Annotated in this window: 16 protein-coding genes and 1 rRNA gene; 14 read left to right on the top strand and 3 right to left on the bottom strand. The window is 72.0% G+C overall.

Annotated elements, in window-relative coordinates; all coding sequences use genetic code 11:
• From rrf to AB0O07_RS28115, 9 genes are all read left to right on the top strand, one after another.
• Positions 1–92 (top strand): 5S ribosomal RNA (gene rrf / locus AB0O07_RS28075); the annotation flags it as partial.
• A 90-nt stretch (positions 93–182) separates the two neighbouring features.
• Positions 183–902: an HAD family hydrolase gene (locus AB0O07_RS28080; protein WP_365638290.1), complete on the top strand. Its 720-nt coding sequence runs from the start codon at positions 183–185 to the stop codon at positions 900–902.
• Between the two features lie 55 nt (positions 903–957).
• Positions 958–2,181 (top strand): MFS transporter, encoded by a 1,224-nt coding sequence (locus tag AB0O07_RS28085; RefSeq protein ID WP_365638291.1) that lies wholly within the window; start codon positions 958–960, stop codon positions 2,179–2,181.
• Complete coding sequence (locus AB0O07_RS28090; protein WP_365638293.1) at positions 2,150–3,322, top strand: acetoin utilization protein AcuC; 1,173 nt, start codon at positions 2,150–2,152, stop codon at positions 3,320–3,322. Before AB0O07_RS28085 ends, AB0O07_RS28090 begins: the two co-directional genes overlap by 32 nt.
• Before the next feature lie 192 nt (positions 3,323–3,514).
• Positions 3,515–4,330 (top strand): phosphatase, encoded by an 816-nt coding sequence (locus AB0O07_RS28095; protein WP_365638296.1) that lies wholly within the window; start codon positions 3,515–3,517, stop codon positions 4,328–4,330.
• Positions 4,331–4,455: 125 nt separating this feature from the next.
• Complete coding sequence (locus AB0O07_RS28100) at positions 4,456–4,668, top strand: helix-turn-helix domain-containing protein (protein WP_365638717.1); 213 nt, start codon at positions 4,456–4,458, stop codon at positions 4,666–4,668.
• Positions 4,669–4,860: 192 nt separating this feature from the next.
• Positions 4,861–4,959, top strand: a complete 99-nt coding sequence (locus AB0O07_RS28105) for an AURKAIP1/COX24 domain-containing protein (RefSeq protein WP_003948845.1) — start codon at positions 4,861–4,863, stop codon at positions 4,957–4,959.
• A 266-nt stretch (positions 4,960–5,225) separates the two neighbouring features.
• Positions 5,226–6,272: an NAD-dependent epimerase/dehydratase family protein gene (locus AB0O07_RS28110; RefSeq protein WP_365638720.1), complete on the top strand. Its 1,047-nt coding sequence runs from the start codon at positions 5,226–5,228 to the stop codon at positions 6,270–6,272.
• A complete protein-coding gene (locus AB0O07_RS28115) occupies positions 6,265–7,308 on the top strand; it encodes a lysophospholipid acyltransferase family protein (RefSeq protein WP_365638298.1) in 1,044 nt (347 codons plus the stop codon). The genes AB0O07_RS28110 and AB0O07_RS28115 overlap by 8 nt, the downstream gene beginning before the upstream one ends.
• A gap of 141 nt (positions 7,309–7,449) precedes the next feature.
• Here the strand turns inward: AB0O07_RS28115 and AB0O07_RS28120 are convergent, their stop codons facing one another.
• The 3 genes from AB0O07_RS28120 to AB0O07_RS28130 form a co-directional block, all read right to left on the bottom strand.
• Positions 7,450–8,685 (bottom strand): DUF5667 domain-containing protein, encoded by a 1,236-nt coding sequence (locus AB0O07_RS28120; protein WP_365638300.1) that lies wholly within the window; start codon positions 8,683–8,685, stop codon positions 7,450–7,452.
• Between the two features lie 225 nt (positions 8,686–8,910).
• Complete coding sequence (locus tag AB0O07_RS28125; RefSeq protein WP_365638301.1) at positions 8,911–9,708, bottom strand: ECF subfamily RNA polymerase sigma factor, BldN family; 798 nt, start codon at positions 9,706–9,708, stop codon at positions 8,911–8,913.
• 378 nt (positions 9,709–10,086) lie between these two features.
• On the bottom strand, positions 10,087–11,028 hold the full coding sequence (locus AB0O07_RS28130) for an HAD-IB family hydrolase (protein ID WP_365638303.1): 942 nt from the start codon (positions 11,026–11,028) through the stop codon (positions 10,087–10,089).
• Positions 11,029–11,186: 158 nt separating this feature from the next.
• Here AB0O07_RS28130 and AB0O07_RS28135 point away from each other — a divergent pair, with 158 nt between their 5' ends.
• The 5 genes from AB0O07_RS28135 to AB0O07_RS28155 all read left to right on the top strand — a co-directional run bounded on the left by AB0O07_RS28135 (position 11,187) and on the right by AB0O07_RS28155 (position 16,926).
• Positions 11,187–11,465 (top strand): glutaredoxin family protein, encoded by a 279-nt coding sequence (locus tag AB0O07_RS28135; protein ID WP_365638305.1) that lies wholly within the window; start codon positions 11,187–11,189, stop codon positions 11,463–11,465.
• 526 nt (positions 11,466–11,991) lie between these two features.
• Positions 11,992–12,852 carry a redox-sensing transcriptional repressor Rex gene (locus AB0O07_RS28140; protein ID WP_365638306.1) on the top strand — a complete coding sequence of 287 codons (861 nt, stop codon included), beginning with the start codon at positions 11,992–11,994 and terminating at the stop codon, positions 12,850–12,852.
• Positions 12,849–14,222, top strand: a complete 1,374-nt coding sequence (locus AB0O07_RS28145; protein WP_365638309.1) for a glutamyl-tRNA reductase — start codon at positions 12,849–12,851, stop codon at positions 14,220–14,222. The genes AB0O07_RS28140 and AB0O07_RS28145 overlap by 4 nt, the downstream gene beginning before the upstream one ends.
• A complete protein-coding gene (hemC, locus tag AB0O07_RS28150) occupies positions 14,219–15,268 on the top strand; it encodes a hydroxymethylbilane synthase (protein WP_365638312.1) in 1,050 nt (349 codons plus the stop codon). Before AB0O07_RS28145 ends, hemC begins: the two co-directional genes overlap by 4 nt.
• Positions 15,265–16,926 (top strand): uroporphyrinogen-III synthase, encoded by a 1,662-nt coding sequence (locus AB0O07_RS28155; protein ID WP_365638314.1) that lies wholly within the window; start codon positions 15,265–15,267, stop codon positions 16,924–16,926. Before hemC ends, AB0O07_RS28155 begins: the two co-directional genes overlap by 4 nt.
• Positions 16,927–16,965 lie beyond the last annotated feature (39 nt).

Consider the following 16,965-nt stretch of genomic DNA (forward strand, 5'->3'; position numbering starts at 1 on the left):
CGCCCGGTTACATTCCGAACCCGGAAGCTAAGCCTTACAGCGCCGATGGTACTGCAGGGGGGACCCTGTGGGAGAGTAGGACGCCGCCGAACAATTTTTGAATGCGGGAATGCCCCGTATCAATGGTTTCGACTGTTGATACGGGGCATTTCTGCGTTCCAGAGCCGTTTAGGCTCGGTGGTATGCGCTACGAACTGGTGATCTTCGACAACGACGGTGTCCTCGTGGACAGCGAGCGGCTCTCCAACACGATCCTGGCCGGCTACCTCACCGAGCTGGGCCACCCCGCCACGTACGAGGAGTGCGTGCGGGACTTCATGGGGGCCGCGCTGCACCGCGTCCACGACCTCGTCGCGGAGCGGACCGGGCAGCGGCTGCCCGACGAGTTCGACGAGGTGCTGCACTCCCGGATCTTCGCCGCCTTCGAGCGGGAGTTGACGCCCGTCGACGGGGTGGTCGACGTGGTCGAGAAGCTGGCCGCCGACGGGGTGCCGTACTGCCTCGCCTCCTCCGGGAGCCATGAGCGCATCCGCGTCGGGCACCGGAAGACCGGGCTCGACCGGCTCTTCCCGCACCGCGAGAGCAGCGAGGGCGGGGAGAGCGGGGGAGACGGGGTGGCCAACGTCGTGTTCAGTGCTCAGGATGTCGGGCGGGGGAAGCCGGCGCCCGATCTGTTTCTGCATGCCGCCGCGCGGATGGGGGTCGCCCCGGAGCGGTGCGTGGTGGTCGAGGACAGTCCGCTCGGGGTTCAGGCCGCTGTGGCCGCCGGGATGGATGTCTTCGCGTTCACCGCCATGACCCCGGCCGCCAAGCTCGCCGGGGCCACCGGGTACTTCGCCACGATGGACGAACTCCTCGCGCTGCTCGGGGAATCCGCGCCCGGGGAAGCCGAACTCGGCTAATCCGTGGGGTGATCCATCTACCCATGGGTAGGTGAGCGTTCTACGCTGTCCGGCCATGACAGACGCGCGGATGCGGCACGGACGGGTCTCCCTGGCGCTCAGCTTCTTCGTCCAGGGGGTGAGTTTCGCTCTCCTGGTGACGCGTATCCCCGCCATCCAGGGGCGGTACGGGGTGTCCGATGCCCTCCTGCCGCTCTTCCTGGCCGCCGTTCCCGTGCTCGCCGGGGTCGGGAGTGTCGCCACGGAGCGGCTGGTCACGCGGGTACGGCCGGGGCTGGTGCTGCGGTGGGCGCAGCCTGTTGTCATGCTCGCGCTGCTCGGGGTCGGGGGCGGGGACGCCATGGGGCAGCTCGGCGTGGCTCTGGGGGCGTTCGGGCTGGCCGTGGGGGCGTTGGACGCGTCCATGAACATGCTCGGGGTCAGCCTCCAGCGAGCGTACGGGCGCAGCATCATGCTCGGCTTCCATGCCGCCTTCAGTCTCGGCGGGATCGCCGGGGCCTCGCTGGCCTGGGCGGGGGCGCACTGGCAGGTGCCGCTGTTCCTGTCGTATCTGCCGGTCGTCGTGGTGCTGCTGCCGGCCGCGTTCGTCGGGTCCTGGTGGTATGCGGATGCCAAGTCCCCGGCGGATCAGGGCGAGGAGGGCGCGTCCGGTTCCGCGTCCGGTGCCGTGGCCGGCTCCGGGGTGGCGTTCCGGGTGTTGCTGCCGCTCTGCCTGGTCATGTGCTTCGCGTACATCGGGGACTCCACCGTCTCCAACTGGAGCGCCAAGTATCTCCAGGACGTGCTGGGCGGCTCGGAGGAGCTGGCGACCGTTCCGTACAACGCCTATATGGTCACCACCCTGCTGGGGCGGGCTGTCGGGGATCTCGGGGTGCGGCGGTTCGGGTCCGTGGCCGTCGTGCGGTGCGGGGCGGTGGTGGCGGGGGCCGGGTTCGGGGTGGTGGCGGTGGCGCCGGGGGCGTGGGTGGGGGTGCTCGGGTTCACGCTGCTGGGGCTGGGGCTCTGTGTGATCGTGCCGCAGACCTTCGCGGCGGCCGGGCGGCTCTTCCCGGGGGCGAGCGACGCGGCGGTCGCGCGGCTCAATGTCTTCAACTATGTGGGGTTTCTCGTCGGGTCGCCGCTGGTGGGGGTTCTGGGGGACGTCTGGAGTTATCGGGGCGCCATGCTCGTGCCGATGGTCATGGTGCTGGTGACGCTGGTGTACGCCCGGTCGTTCGGTACGGAGGGGGACCGGTACGGTGGCGGGCATGAGCGGGCGCGCGCGGTTGATGTGGGATGACGCGGTCACGGCGTACGACTTCGGGCCCGGCCACCCGATGGACCCGGTGCGGCTCTCCCTGACGCTGGGGATGGTGCGGGCCTTCGGGCTGGAGAAGGCGGTGGACGTCGTCGCGGCGCCGGCCGCCGGGGACTCGACGCTGCGGCTCGTCCACCGGCAGGACTATGTGGAGGCGGTACGGCGGGCCTCGGCCGAACCCCGGGCCGCCGAGGCGGCGTACGGGCTGGGGACGGCGGACGACCCGGCGTTCCCCGGGATGCACGAGGCGTCGGCGCTGATCGCCGGGCAGTCGGTGGGCGCGGCGGAGGCGCTGTGGCGCGGGGAGTGCGCGCACGCGGTGAACTTCGCGGGCGGGCTGCACCACGCGATGCCGGGGGCCGCGGCCGGGTTCTGTGTCTACAACGACGCGGCGCTCGCGATCGCGCGGCTCCTGGAGCTGGGCGCCGAGCGGGTCGCTTACGTGGATGTCGACGTGCACCACGGGGACGGGGTCCAGGCCGCGTTCTGGACGGACCCGAGGGTGCTGACCGTATCGCTCCACGAGGACCCCCGGACGCTCTTCCCGGGGACCGGGCGGCCCGAGGAGACCGGCGCCGGGGCGGGTGAGGGCGGTGCGGTCAATGTGGCGCTGCCGGCCGGGACCGGGGACGAGGGGTGGCTGCGGGCGTTCCACGCGGTGGTGCCCGAGCTGCTGGCGGAGTTCCGGCCGCAGGTGCTGGTGACGCAGCACGGCGCGGACACGCACTTCGAGGACCCGCTCGCCCATCTCGCGGTCTCGCTGGACGCGCAGCGGGCGGTGCAGGAGGCCTGCCACGAGCTGGCGCACGAGTACGCGGAGGGCGGGCGGTGGCTGGCGCTCGGCGGGGGCGGGTACGCGGTGGTCGACGTGGTGCCGAGGTCCTGGACGCATCTGGTGGGGATCGCGGGGCACGCGCCGGTCGACCCGCTGGCGGAGCTGCCGGATTCCTGGCGGCACGAGGCGTACGCGCGGACCCGGCAGCGGGGTCCCGGGCGGATGACGGACGGGCGGTCGCCGGTCTGGCGGGGGTGGGACGCCGGGTACGACCCGGCGGACCGGCTGGACCAGGCGGTGCTGGCGACGCGGCGGGCGGTGTTCCCGCTGCGGGGGCTGCTGGCGTAGGGCGGTCGCGGGTGCTGGGGTGCCGGGGTGCCGATTGCCGGTTGACGGCCGCTGGTTGGCGGGACCGCGGGGGTACGGGGCAGGAGGCGCGGGTGGGGCGTCAGGGGCTCCGCGTAGCGGTCGTTACGCCAACCGTGCGGTCTCTCCCGGGTTCCGGCCCGGTGCCGGGGGCAAGGCGGCACCATCGGTGGGGTGTTGAGTACCGGTGCCCTGCGGGCGCATCTTCTGGCGGCCAGGCTGGCCGGCCCTGTCGCGACATCGCGGGAGGAGAGCCTGCGCAGCTATCGGCTCTTCGCCGCGCGCGATCCTCGGGTGACGATCGGAATCGATCCCGAATGGGCATGGGACGAGCGGGACCTGCTCCGTCTCATGGCCGACAAGTGCGGGGTGTCGAGCGATTCCGGTCATGTGGCGGGGCCCGATGTCATCGATCCGGAGCTGACCCTCGCGGCGCTCGACGCCTTCGCCGAACGTGTCCGTGAGGCCGCCGCGCGCCGTGTCCCGGTGTTGCTGGGGACCGGGCATCCGCACCGGCTGCTCGGCTTCTACGCGGAGTTGGCAGACGCTTTGTCGGCGGCGGGATGTCTCGTCCTCACCCCGGCGCAGGGGCGATGTATCGACATAACGACCCGGTTCGGCGTACGCACGTACAACCTCGACTACGTACGGGGCGTCGCGCTGGTGCGGGAGCCCGGCGCGCGATGCGCGGGTCGTGCGACCGGCGCGCACACCCATTCCCCGCTCCCGGTCCGGGCCGTTCTGGAGGCTCTCGCGGAGGCCGGGCAAGCGCTTCCCGGACTGGTCGTCGGGGATCACGGATGGGTCTGCGGCGCAGGTCAACTCGGTATCGAGGCCATCGGGGTGGGGGACACGGACGACCCCGCGCTCTTCGTCGGCGAGGCGGAGGGACGGGTGTCGGTGGCCGTACCGGTCGACGATGCCGCGCGGTCGGATTACTACCTCCCGCTGACTCGCTATGTACTCAATCGGGCGTGTCTGTCACAGTAGGCGGCCGGAGGCTGCTCCTCTTCCCCACTCGCATCACCCGCCCCTACTCTGGGATGTGAGCGCACAACGACGAAGAGTTACCGGAGGGGAAGCCGGTGGCCGTCGGGTGCGGAAGGTACAGGTGGATCATGGCTGCTGCCGAGAGGCCTCTCAACGAGGTCAAGTTCCTTACCGTGGCGGAGGTCGCCGCGGTGATGCGAGTGTCGAAGATGACCGTGTACCGCTTGGTGCACAGCGGTCATCTGCCGGCGATCCGGGTGGGCAGGTCCTTCCGGGTTCCGGAGCAAGCGGTTCACGAGTACCTCCGCGAGTCCTTTGTGGGGGTCGAGTCCGCGTAAGCCCGTGACCGGCGGCGTTCCGTCCTCCAAGAGTGTTCCGGAGTGCCGGAGGACGGGCGTCGCCGGGAGCGAGAGGTACTGGTCTTTCCCTCGGATTACGTCCCTCACTCGGCGGCGGGTAGGCTAGGCCGACGTAGGTCGTGTGGGCCCAGACGCCCCGCACCGAGTGAAGAGAAGTGAGCGAGGGTAGTCGTGGGCTCTGTTATCAAGAAGCGGCGCAAGCGGATGGCCAAGAAGAAGCACCGCAAGCTGCTCAAGCGCACCCGCGTTCAGCGTCGCAACAAGAAGTAAGTGCGACAGCTGTACGCGCGAGGCGCACGTTAGTAACGCGCATTCGTGGCCCTTTCACCGCACCTGGTGAAAGGGCCACGGTTGTTTTCCGGGGCACCCGCCGGTCACCTTTGTCGGCCAAAGTGGCGCATGACGTTCCCGGGGTCGTCACATCCGTACGGCGACCCGCTACCGTGACGTGGCAGGTCCGGCCATGGCAGGCCGGGACGGGGCAGGCCCAGGGGGAGACCCCGGGACCTGGGCGGATCCAGGGGAAGGCGCTGATCTTGGGCAAGGTCGTGCTCGTGACCGGAGCGGCCCGCCGGCTCGGCGGCCGTTTCGTCCGGCGTGTGCAACGGGAGTCCGGGGTGGACCGGGTGATCGCCGTGGACGCGGTGGAGCCCCCGCACCCCCTGGGCGACGCGGAATTCGTCCGCGCGGACATCCGCCGGCCCGCCATCGCCCGGGTGCTGGCCGAGCACGCGGTCGACACCGTCGTCCATCTCGCCGTGACGGGGACACCACTGGGCGCGGGCGGCCGGCCCACCGTCAAGGAGACCAACGTCATCGGGACGATGCAGCTCCTCGGCGCTTGTCAGAAATCGCCGGCTGTACGGCGGCTGGTGGTGAAGTCCAGTACGAGCGTCTACGGCTCGGCCCCCCGTGACCCCGCGGTCTTCCTGGAGACCACCCCGCCCAAGTCGCTGCCGAGCGGCGGCTTCGCGAAGGACGCCGTGGAGGTCGAGGGGTACGTACGGGGCTTCGCGCGCCGCCGGCCCGATGTGGCCGTCTGCGTGCTGCGCTTCGCGAACATCCTGGGCCCCACCGCCGACTCCCCGCTCGCCGAGTACCTCTCCCTGCCGGTCCTGCCGACCGTCTTCGGGTACGACCCGCGCCTCCAGTTCGTCCACGAGGACGATGTCCTCGACGTCCTGCGGATCGCGTCGGACACCCCCCGGCGCGGGACCCTCAACAGCGGCACCTTCAACGTGGCCGGGGACGGGGTGCTCACCCTTTCGCAGTGCTCGCGGCGGCTCGGGCGGCCCACCGTCCCCGTACCGCTGCCCGCCGTCAACTGGGTGGGGACGGCGCTGCGCACGGTCGGGGTGACGGATTTCTCGCCCGAGCAGATCCGGCTGCTGACCCACGGCCGGGTCGTCAGCACCGACCAGATGCGCGAGACACTGGGGTTCGAACCGTCGTACACCACGGCGGAGGCCTTCGCGGACTTCGCGCGGAGCAGGGAGGCCGGGCTGCTGCCGCCGGAGACGGCGGGCCTGGCCGTCGACCGACTCTCCACCCTCGTCAGCAAGGAGCGCCCCGGACATGGCTGATGCCAAGGTCATCCCCTTCGGAGAGGAGCCCCGGCCCCGGCGCGGCGGCCGGGCCGCCAAGCGCGCCAAGGGGCCGCTGACGCCCGTACCGGAGCCGAGGGAGGCCGCGGTGCCGGAGACGCCCCGGACGGCCGAGGAGGGCGTACGGGGCGGGGCCTCCGGGCCCGGGGCGGCGGGCCCGGAGGAGGGGGAGCGGGCCGAGTGGGAGCGGCGGCTCGCGGGCGGGCTGGCGTTTCTGCGGCGCCGGGTCACCGGGGAGTACGAGGTCGACGAGTTCGGCTACGACAAGGAGCTGACCGACCAGGTCCTGATGTCACTGATCCGGCCGCTGTACGAAAAGTACTTCCGTGTCGAGGTGAAGGGCATCGAGAACATCCCGTCGGAGGGCGGGGCGCTGGTGGTGGCCAACCACTCGGGCACGCTGCCGCTGGACGGGCTGATGATGCAGGTCGCCGTCCACGACAACCATCCGGCGGGGCGGCATCTGCGGCTGCTCGCCGCGGACCTCGTCTTCGTCCTGCCGGTCGTCAACGAACTGGCCAGGAAGGCCGGGCACACGCTGGCGTGCGCGGAGGACGCGGAGCGGCTGCTGCGGGGCGGCGAGGTCGTCGGGGTGATGCCGGAGGGGTTCAAGGGCATCGGGAAGCCGTTCGCCGACCGGTACAAGCTCCAGCGCTTCGGGCGGGGCGGGTTCGTGTCGACGGCGCTGCGGGCCGGGGTGCCGATCGTGCCGTGCTCGATCGTGGGCGCCGAGGAGATCTATCCGATGCTCGGCAACGCGCGGACGCTGGCGCGGCTGCTGGGGCTCCCGTACTTCCCGCTGACGCCGACCTTCCCGTGGCTGGGGCCGCTGGGGGCGGTGCCGCTGCCGACAAAGTGGACGATCCAGTTCGGGGAGCCGATCCCGACGGACGGGTATCCGCCGGAGGCGGCGGAGGACCCGATGCTGATGTTCAACCTGACGGACCAGGTGCGCGAGCAGATCCAGCACACGCTGTACAAGCTGCTGGTGCGGCGCAGGTCGGTCTTCTTCTGACGGTCTTCCGCTGACCGTCCCTGGGGCGGGGGCGGTACGAGAGGTACGAGAGAGGGCGGGCGGGCCCTCCACGGCCCGCCCGCCCTCACACGGCCCTATGCGGCCTTACGCGGCCCTGCGCGCCCGAAGGCCCGCGCCCGCTCAGCCCGCGTCCTCCGCCTTGATGCCGAGGCCCGGGAGCAGGTCGGGCAGGAGGGGCGGGATGGTGACGTCCGGTCCCGGGCGGTCGGTGCTGTCCTTGTTCTCGGACGGGGACGGGGTGGCGCTGTTCGACGGCGGGTCGAGGAGGCCGCCCGTACCGCCGCCGAGCAGCCCCTCGGCGGGCGCGGGGGCCGAACCGGGGGCGGACGGGGAGGGCTTGTCGTCGCCCCGGGAGGCGCCGGGACCCGTACCGCCGCTCTCGTGCGGGGTGGCCGGGGCCGAGTGGTCCTGCGCCGTGCCCGGGCCGCCGCCCGGGTGGGAGCGGGTGACGCCGGGGTGGGTGGTGTTCTGGTGCTTCTCCGGGCCCGGGGGCAGGAGCGACTTGAGCGGGGCGACCTCTTGGTCTATGGCGTCGAAGACCGAACTCACCTGGTCGCCGACGTCCGTGAGCTGGACGGGCAGCCGGTCGCGGACGCCGTTCCAGGTCTCGCGGTGTGAGGCGGAGAACGAGGAGAGGGTGGCCATCGGGCCGAGCGAGCCGTCCCGTTCGTACGCCTCGTGGAGGAGCCGGTGGCCCTCGGCCGCGTCGTGCCGCATGCCGCCGAGGGCGCGCCGGATCTCGGCGAGGGACTCGTGGTCCAGATGGCCGGAGCGGCCCCGCTCCATCAGCCGGCGGGCCTCGTTGAGGCGGGTCGAGGCGTGGTCGAGGTAGAGCTCGCCCCGGGCCGACTCGTCGCCCGCGAGGTTGAGCTTGATGTCCTCCATGCCGCGCTTCAGCCCGTACAGCGAGTCGCCGGGCAGCGCGTCGGAGCTGGCGGCGGCCACTCCGCCGAAGGCGCCCGCCGCCACGCCCACGGTGAGCCCGCCGGCCGCGAGCCCCTTGGACCAGCGGGATCTCGGGCGCAGCTTGCGGAGCCGGGAGGCGCGGTGGGCGCCGCGCCCGGACCTGCGCTGCTCGGGCACCGCGGGGGCCGGCTTCCCCTCCCCGGCGGCCGTGCCCTCCAGCAGCATGGCCTCCATGGCGGCCACGAGCGTCGCCCGCTGCACCACTTTGACCTCGGGATCCAGCGTGGGGGTCGGCAGTTCGCCGAGACCACTCGCCAGGGCCAACAGCCGCCCCTGTTCGGCCGGTTCGGCCGGATCGGCGGGCTGTTCCGCCGAGCCCTGGAGCGTCCGGTCTGCCAGGGCCTGGGCGAAGGCGTTCGCCCGCCGGTGTGCCGAAACGTTCGCGATCACTGGCGGCACCTCCTCTCGTCATCACCCGCACAACGAGCGGCGCGGCACTTGGGTTACGGACGGAGGATGATCCGACCAGTGCTTCAGCAGGGTGTCATCACCGGGTCACCGTGGGTGAGTTGGGTCCGTGATGCGCGTCGGCGGGTTGAGGCCGTGAGGAGTGGCCGCGTACGGGGACGGTACGGGAGGGCGGAGCCGAGGGGGACGGGAGGGCGCCGGGTGTGATCAGCGGGCGTCTTCGGGGAGCAGCCGGGCCAGGGTGCGGACCGCTCGGTACTGCAAGGTTTTGATCGCTCCTTCGTTCTTGCCCATGACCCGGGCGGTCTCGGCGACCGAGAGGCCCTGGAGGAAGCGCAGGGTGACGCACTCCTGCTGCTGGGGGTTGAGTTTCCGTACGGCCTCCAGCAGCGCCGCGTTGGAGAGGGACTCCAGGACCGATTCTTCCGGGCTGCGTTCGACCTCGTTGGCGTCGAGCATTTCGCCGGTGGTCACTTCGAGCCGGAAGCGGCTCGACTTGAAGTGGTCCGCGACCAGGTTCCTGGCGATCGTGACCAGCCAGGCGCCGAAGTCGCGGCCCTGCCAGGTGAAGGTGGAGATACGGCGCAGGGCGCGCAGAAACGTCTCGCTGGTGAGATCCTCGGCGGTCGCCTTTCCGCCCACGCGGTAGTAGATGTAGCGGTAGACGGTGTCGCTGTACTGGTCGTACAGCCGGCCGAAGGCCTCGGCCTCGCCGGCCTGGGCGCGTTCGACCAGCTCCATCATGCGGGCGCTGTCGCTGTCGGCGCTGGGCCGGCGGGCGGGGGTCGAGGTGGTGGCGGAGCCGCTGCGGGCGCCCCGTCTGCCGACGGCCGCACCGCCGCTCGCCAGGGCGTAAACAGGTCCGATCGGGCCGCTGGCGGCAGGGGCCGGTGCGGCGAGGGTGGGGACGGCGTACGCGGTGGGGACGAAGCCGCGCAAGTGGTCGATGACCGTTGCGCGCAGCGTAGCCAGGCCCGAGGCGTCAACCCCGACGTGTGGGTACACGGGACTCCCAGAGGCAGAGCTTCCATCACGTGCAGTGCGGGACCGTGCACACGCCGTGTCGGCGAGTGGGGTCCGGTATGCGTCTGAGGAGAATAACGCTTCGTACAGGCAGCGCTACACCCAGTTGCTCAAATCATCGATTACGTCGCTTCCGTGCCGTGTCGGAGGCGGATCTAGTAGCACATGGTGACCATTTATTGATCAGATTGCGTCAAGATCTGCTTGCTCTCGTGATGGGTTGTGGCTGAGTGACGGCATGCGGAGGGCGTGCGGATGTGCGGACGGCCCCGTGGGTGTTCCCACGGGGCCGTCTGTCGTGCCAGGCGTTTCGTCGCTCTGTGTGATGTCCGGGGGAGTGCCCTGTGGGCCGCCCCGGGGTCAGCGCTTGCTGCGGCGGTGCAGGGCGACGGCGGCTGCGGTGCCGCCCGCGAGGGCGCCGACGCCGGCCGCCGCGGGGATGCCGACCTTGGCCGCCTTGCGGCCGGTGCGGTAGTCGCGCAGCCGCCAGTCGAGCTTGCGCGCGTGCTTGCGGAGCTTGGCGTCCGGGTTGATCGCGTACGGGTGTCCGACCAGCGAGAGCATCGGGATGTCGTTGTGCGAGTCGCTGTACGCGGCGCACCGCTCCAGGTCGAAGTTCTCGGCGGCGGCGAGCGCCCGTACCGCCTCGGCCTTGGCGGGGCCGTGCAGGGGCTCGCCGACGAGCCGCCCGGTGTAGACGCCGTCGACGGACTCGGCGACGGTGCCGAGGGCGCCGGTCAGGCCGAGGCGGCGGGCGATGATCGTGGCCGTCTCCACGGGCGCCGCGGTGACCAGCCAGACCTGCTGGCCGGCGTCGAGGTGGGCCTGGGCGAGGGCGCGGGTGCCGGGCCAGATGCGGTCGGCCATGTACTCGTCGTATACCTCTTCCCCGATGGACATCAGCTCGGAGACGCGGTGGCCCTTGACGATGGAGAGCGCGCTCTCGCGGGCGTCCTGCATATGGCCGGGGTCCTCGACGCCGGCCAGCCGGAACCAGGTCTGCTGCCAGGCGAAGCGCACGAGGTCCCGGCGGTGGAAGAACTTCCTCTTGTAGAGGCCGCGCCCGAGGTGGAAGATCGCGGCGCCCTGCATCACGGTGTTGTCGAGATCGAAGAAGGCGGCGGCGCGGACGTCCCCGTGGACGGGGAAATCCGGCGTGTCGTCGGTCAGGTCCGAGGCGGCTTCTTCGCTCTGTGATTCCTGTGTGGACTTGAGCCCCGCCTCGGCGGCGGCCTCGCCTGCCAGGACGCTCCTCGCGGTGGCGGAGCGCTTGCGGGGGGTGAGCCATCCCAGTGCGGCCATAGCGTGAGCATAGTCATTGCGCCGGGCCGTCCGGCACGCGCGGGGACGACGGCGGATGAACGCTCGGCGACCGGTGTGTTAATGCGGTGATCATGCCAACAGAGGCTCGTTGTGGACACCTGAGCGGTCGTGGTGGCGCGGGGACGGAGAATGAGGCCATGAGTCCTTTGTTGAGACGCAAGCCGAAGAAGAAGCCGGAGGACCGGGTGGTGACACTTGTCTCGAAACCCGGCTGCCATCTCTGCGACGACGCCCGCGAGGTCGTGGCGGCCGTGTGCGCCGAGACCGGTGCTTCCTGGGAGGAGAAAGACATATCGCGGGACGTGGCGCTGCACCAGGCGTACTGGGAGCAGATCCCGGTGGTCCTGATCGACGGTGAGCAGCACACGTTCTGGCGGGTCGACCCCAAGCGGCTCCGGCGCGAACTGGGAGCGTGAGCCGAAGACGGCTACCATCGTGGGCGCTTTGCAGGCTTCTCTCCGGTGATCATCGGGCTTGTCCGTGCGTGACATGTGCGCGTACGGGGCGTGATCCGGCCGTGTTCCCGGCGCCGTGCGGATGTGCGCGGGCGTGTATGGATCTGTTGGGGGTCTCCCCCGTACTTCCTCGCGCGATCCGCTCCGTCGTTCCGACAGGTGCCCCGGGTGCGGCCGGGGCGTGCGGTGGGGCTGATGCGCGCCGGGGTGGGATCCGGTGCGGGACCGGTGCCGGAGGGGGCGTGGAGAGCGGGCCGCGGGGGTGTTTTCGTGAGGAGTGTGTGCGGTTTTGCCCCCTTCGTGTGTGCAACGGGCTGAACCGGTCCCCGGTTCCGGGATGGCCGGATCAGGACGCGTGACCCCGATCACTTTGCTGGGACAATTCGGACACAATCTTTGTGCACGCGTTCACAAAGACATAGCCTGCATTCGACGGGGCGGTCCTGGGACATACGGCCGCCAGCCCAGCTCATCCCGATGGAGCACCGTGGCAACTGGCCGAACTCACCGACCGGCGACCCGTAGCCGAGGAATCCCCGAGGCCACCGTCGCCCGGCTTCCGCTGTATCTGCGGGCGCTGACCGCTCTCTCCGAGCGCTCCGTGCCCACGGTCTCCTCCGAGGAGCTGGCCACCGCCGCCGGGGTCAACTCCGCGAAGCTGCGCAAGGACTTCTCGTACCTCGGCTCCTACGGCACCCGCGGTGTCGGGTACGACGTCGAGTACCTCGTCTACCAGATCTCGCGCGAGCTCGGGCTGACCCAGGACTGGCCGGTCGTCATCGTCGGGATAGGCAACCTCGGGGCCGCGCTCGCCAACTACGGCGGGTTCGCCTCCCGTGGCTTCCGGGTCGCCGCGCTGATCGACGCCGACCCCGCGATGGCGGGCAAGCCCGTCGCCGGCATCCCCGTCCAGCACACGGACGAGCTGGAGACGATCATCAGCGACAACGGGGTGTCGATCGGGGTCATCGCGACACCCGCCGGCGCGGCCCAGCAGGTCTGCGACCGCCTGGTCGCCGCCGGGGTCACCTCGATCCTCAACTTCGCGCCCACCGTGCTCTCCGTGCCCGAGGGCGTCGACGTCCGCAAGGTCGACCTCTCCATCGAACTCCAGATCCTCGCCTTCCACGAGCAGCGCAAGGCCGGGGAGGGCGCCGCCGCCGAGGCCGCCCTCGCCGCGATGGCGCCCGCCGAGCGCGCCTCCACCGCCGGAGTCGCCGAGACCACCTCGGCGGGACCGGCCGCCGACGGCGCGCCGGACGCGCCGGGCGGCGCCGACGGCGCGGTCAACGGAACCTCCGGCCGGAAGGGACCCGACGGGGACGTCCCCGCGGTGATGCCGGCATGAGTCTCCTGGTCGTCGGAGTGAGCCACCGCAGCGCCCCGGTGAGCGTCCTCGAAAAGGCGTCGCTCTCCCCGGACGCGCAGGTCAAGCTCCTTCAGGACACCCTCGCCGCGGAGCCCGCCGCCGAGGCCACCGTGCTGGCCACCTGCAACCGCATCGAGCTCTACGCCGATGTCGACAAGTTCCACGCCGGGGTCGCCGAGCTCTCCACCCTCCTCGCCCAGCACAGCGGTGTCGGCCTGGAGGAGCTCACCCCCCACCTCTACGTCCACTACGAGGACCGCGCCGTCCACCACCTCTTCTCGGTGGCCTGCGGCCTCGACTCGATGGTCGTCGGCGAGGGCCAGATCCTCGGCCAGATCAAGGACACCCTCGCCCTCGGCCAGGAGCTGCACACCGCCGGGCGGCTCCTCAACGACCTCTTCCAGCAGGCCCTGCGGGTCGGCAAGCGGGCCCACAGCGAGACCGGGATCGACCGGGCGGGCCAGTCCCTCGTCACCTTCGGCCTCGAACAGCTCGCCGCCGGGGCCGACCCGGCCGCCTGGGCCCGGGGCAAGCGCGCCCTGGTCATCGGCGCGGGCTCGATGTCCTCGCTGGCCGCCGCCACCCTCGCCCGCGCCGGGGTCGCCGAGGTCGTCGTCGCCAACCGCACCACGGGCCGCGCCGACCGCCTCGTGCACATCTTGAATCAGCCGGGGCAGGAGCGGCCCGGCACCGGCTTCACCGCCCGCGCCGTCGAGATGGGCGCGGTCCCCGCCGAGCTGGCCCGTACGGACATAGCGGTCTCCTGTACCGGAGCCACCGGCCTCGTCCTCACCGCCGGGGCCGTACGGGACGCGCTCGCCGCCCGTACCTGCCCGGTGCCGCTCGCCCTTCTCGACCTCGCCATGCCCCGCGACATCGACGCCGCCGTCCACGGCCTCGACGGTGTCCGGCTGGTCGACATCGAGACGCTCGCCGAGGCCTCCGCCGACGCGCCCATGGCCGCCGACGTCGACCAGGTCCGCACCATCGTTTCCGACGAGGTCGCCGCCTTCGGCGCCGCCCAGCGCGCCGCCACCATCACCCCGACCGTGGTCGCCCTGCGCGCCATGGCCGCCGACGTGGTCGCCACCGAGGTCGCCCGCCTGGACAGCAGGGTCCCCGACCTCGACGACCGGCAGCGTGCCGAGGTCACCAATACCGTGCGCCGCGTCGTCGACAAACTCCTGCACGCGCCCACCGTGCGGGTCAAGCAGCTCGCCGGTGAGCCCGGCGGCGCCGGATACGCGGACGCGCTCCGCGAACTCTTCGACCTCGACCCGCAGACGGTCGCCGCCGTCAGCCGGGCCGACCTGAATGACACCGACGGTGTAGGCAGAGGGCGAGTATGACCGAGAAGGCACGGGGGCCGCGGACGGCCTCACCGCCGCAGAAGCCACTGCGTCCCGACCGGGATCCGGGCGTCGGCCCGGCCCCGGCGGCCGGCCCGCCCCTGCGGCTGGGGACGCGGCGGAGCGCCCTCGCGATGGCGCAGTCCGGGCTGGTCGCCGAGGAGGTGCGCCGGCTCACCGGGCGCCCCGTCGAACTGGTCGAGATCACCACGTACGGCGACACCTCGCGCGCCCAGCTCACCGAGATCGGCGGCACCGGTGTCTTCGCCACCGCGCTCCGCGAGGCGCTGCTGCGCGGCGAGGTCGACTTCGCCGTGCACTCGCTCAAGGACCTGCCGACCGCGCCCGCCGACGGGCTGACCCTCGCCGCCGTACCGCGCCGCGAGGACCCCAGGGACGCGCTGATCGCCCGCGACGGGCTGGTCTTCAAGGGGCTGCCCGACGCGGCCCGCGTCGGCACCGGGTCGCCGCGCCGCGCCGCCCAGCTCAACGCGTACGCCCGCGAACACGGCCTGGCCATAAGGACCGTGCCCATCCGCGGCAACATAGACACCCGGATCGGCTACGTCCGGAGCGGGGAGCTCGACGCCGTCGTGCTCGCCGCCGCCGGACTCCACCGCGTCGGCAGGAGCGAGGAGATCACCGACCTCCTCCCGCTCGACACCGTTCTGCCGGCCCCCGGCCAGGGGGCCCTCGCAGTGGAGTGCGCCACGGTCAACGTGGAGCTCGCCGCCGCGCTCGCCGGACTCGACGACCCGTACACCCGGTTCGCCGTGACCGCCGAGCGCTCCCTGCTCGCCGCCCTGGAGGCCGGCTGCGACGCCCCTGTGGGCGCGCTGGCCGACCTGCTGGCCGACGGACAGGTTGTCAACGAAATGCGCCTGCGCGGCGTCGTCGGCACGGCCGACGGCTCGACGCTGGTGCAGCAGTCCATCACCGGTCCCGTACCCACGTCGCTCGACGACGCCCTCGCGCTCGGGCGCGAACTCGCGTCGCGGATGCTCGCCAAGGGTGCGGCCGGTCTTATGGGGGAGCGAGCACAGTGAGCCCCACCACCTCTGACCTTCCGGCCTGCTCCGCATCGGGGCACGTCACCTTCCTAGGTGCCGGACCCGGAGATCCGGGTCTGCTGACACTCCGCGCCGTCGAGGCGCTCGCGGGAGCCGACGTACTGATCGCCGAGCCCGAGGTGCTCGACGTCGTACGCGGCCATGCGAGGGCGGGTGTGCACACCCCCGCGCTGACGGTCGTTGACGATGTGTCAGCAGCCGCCGGGATTCCCGCGATCCGGGATGCGGCCAATCTTGTCATGGAGGCCGCGCGGGGCGGCAGGCGGGTGGTCCGTGCGGTCACGGGCGACCCGGGGCTCGACGCCGACGCGGGCGCCGAGATGCTCGCCTGCGCCGCCGCCGGCATCCCCTTCGAGGTCGTCCCCGGCGTCGCCGCCGCGGTCGGTGTGCCGGCGTACGCCGGGGTGCCGCTGCGCGACGCCCACGGCACCGACGTCCGCATGGTCGACGCGCGGACCGCCGGCGAGCGCTGCTGGACCGAGCTGGGCGCCAGCGACGGCACCGTCGTCGTCTCCGCCACCCTGGAGACCGTCGCCGCCGCCGCGGGCGAGCTGGTCGCGGCCGGCCGCAAGCCGGACACCCCGATGACCGTCACCGTCGCCGGCACCACCACCCGCCAGCGCACCTGGAACGCCACGCTGGGGACGATCGCCCAGATCCTCAAGCAGACCAAGGCGCTGCCCTCCCCGGAGGGACACCGTCCGGTCATAGCCGTGGTCGGCGAGCGCAGCGCGCCGGCCCAGCGCGACCAGCTCGCGTGGTTCGAGTCCAAGCCGCTCTTCGGCTGGAAGGTCCTCGTGCCGCGCACCAAGGAGCAGGCCGCCTCGCTCTCCGACCAGCTCAGGTCGTACGGCGCGGTCCCGCACGAGGTGCCGACCATCGCGGTCGAGCCGCCGCGCACGCCCCAGCAGATGGAGCGCGCCGTCAAGGGCCTGGTCACCGGCCGGTACGAGTGGATCGCGTTCACCTCGGTCAACGCGGTCAAGGCGGTCCGCGAGAAGTTCGAGGAGTACGGGCTCGACGCGCGGGCCTTCGCCGGGATCAAGGTGGCCGCGGTGGGCGAGCAGACCGCCGCGGCCCTGGTCGACTTCGGCGTCAAGCCCGACCTCGTCCCCTCCGGCGAGCAGTCCGCCGCCGGGCTGCTGGAGGACTGGCCGCCGTACGACCCGGTCTTCGACCCGATCGACCGGGTCTTCCTGCCGCGCGCCGACATCGCCACCGAGACCCTGGTCGCGGGCCTGATCGAGCTGGGCTGGGAGGTCGACGACGTCACGGCGTACCGCACCGTGCGCGCCTCGCCGCCGCCCGCCGAGACGAGGGAGGCGATCAAGGGCGGCGGCTTCGACGCGGTGCTCTTCACCTCGTCCTCCACGGTCCGCAACCTGGTCGGGATCGCGGGCAAGCCGCACAACGTGACGGTGATCGCCTGTATCGGCCCCGCCACGGCGAAGACGGCGGAGGAGCACGGCCTGCGCGTCGACGTCCTCGCCCCCGAGCCCTCGGTGCACAAGCTCGCGGAGGCGCTGGCGAACTTCGGCACGCAGCGCCGGGAGGCCGCCAAGGAGGCCGGCGAAACGGTCACCCGCCCGAGCGAGCGGCGTCCGGGGAGCCGCAGGCGGCGGACGACGACCTGAGGGCCGGAGCCGGTACGGAGACAGGTGTACGGGTACGGG

Origin of the sequence: Streptomyces sp. NPDC093085 (genome assembly GCF_040683935.1) — a bacterium.
Taxonomy (GTDB): Bacteria; Actinomycetota; Actinomycetes; order Streptomycetales; family Streptomycetaceae; genus Streptomyces.

Excerpts from the sequence above, each read along its gene's own strand:
- AB0O07_RS28080 (WP_365638290.1), top strand. The coding sequence starts at position 183 with ATGCGCTACGAACTGGTGATCTTCGACAACGACGGTGTCCTCGTGGAC.
- AB0O07_RS28085 (WP_365638291.1), top strand. The coding sequence starts at position 958 with ATGACAGACGCGCGGATGCGGCACGGACGGGTCTCCCTGGCGCTCAGC.
- AB0O07_RS28090 (WP_365638293.1), top strand. The coding sequence starts at position 2,150 with ATGAGCGGGCGCGCGCGGTTGATGTGGGATGACGCGGTCACGGCGTAC.
- AB0O07_RS28115 (WP_365638298.1), top strand. The coding sequence starts at position 6,265 with ATGGCTGATGCCAAGGTCATCCCCTTCGGAGAGGAGCCCCGGCCCCGG.
- AB0O07_RS28130 (WP_365638303.1), bottom strand. The coding sequence starts at position 11,028 with ATGGCCGCACTGGGATGGCTCACCCCCCGCAAGCGCTCCGCCACCGCG.
- AB0O07_RS28135 (WP_365638305.1), top strand. The coding sequence starts at position 11,187 with ATGAGTCCTTTGTTGAGACGCAAGCCGAAGAAGAAGCCGGAGGACCGG.
- AB0O07_RS28145 (WP_365638309.1), top strand. The coding sequence starts at position 12,849 with ATGAGTCTCCTGGTCGTCGGAGTGAGCCACCGCAGCGCCCCGGTGAGC.
- hemC (WP_365638312.1), top strand. The coding sequence starts at position 14,219 with ATGACCGAGAAGGCACGGGGGCCGCGGACGGCCTCACCGCCGCAGAAG.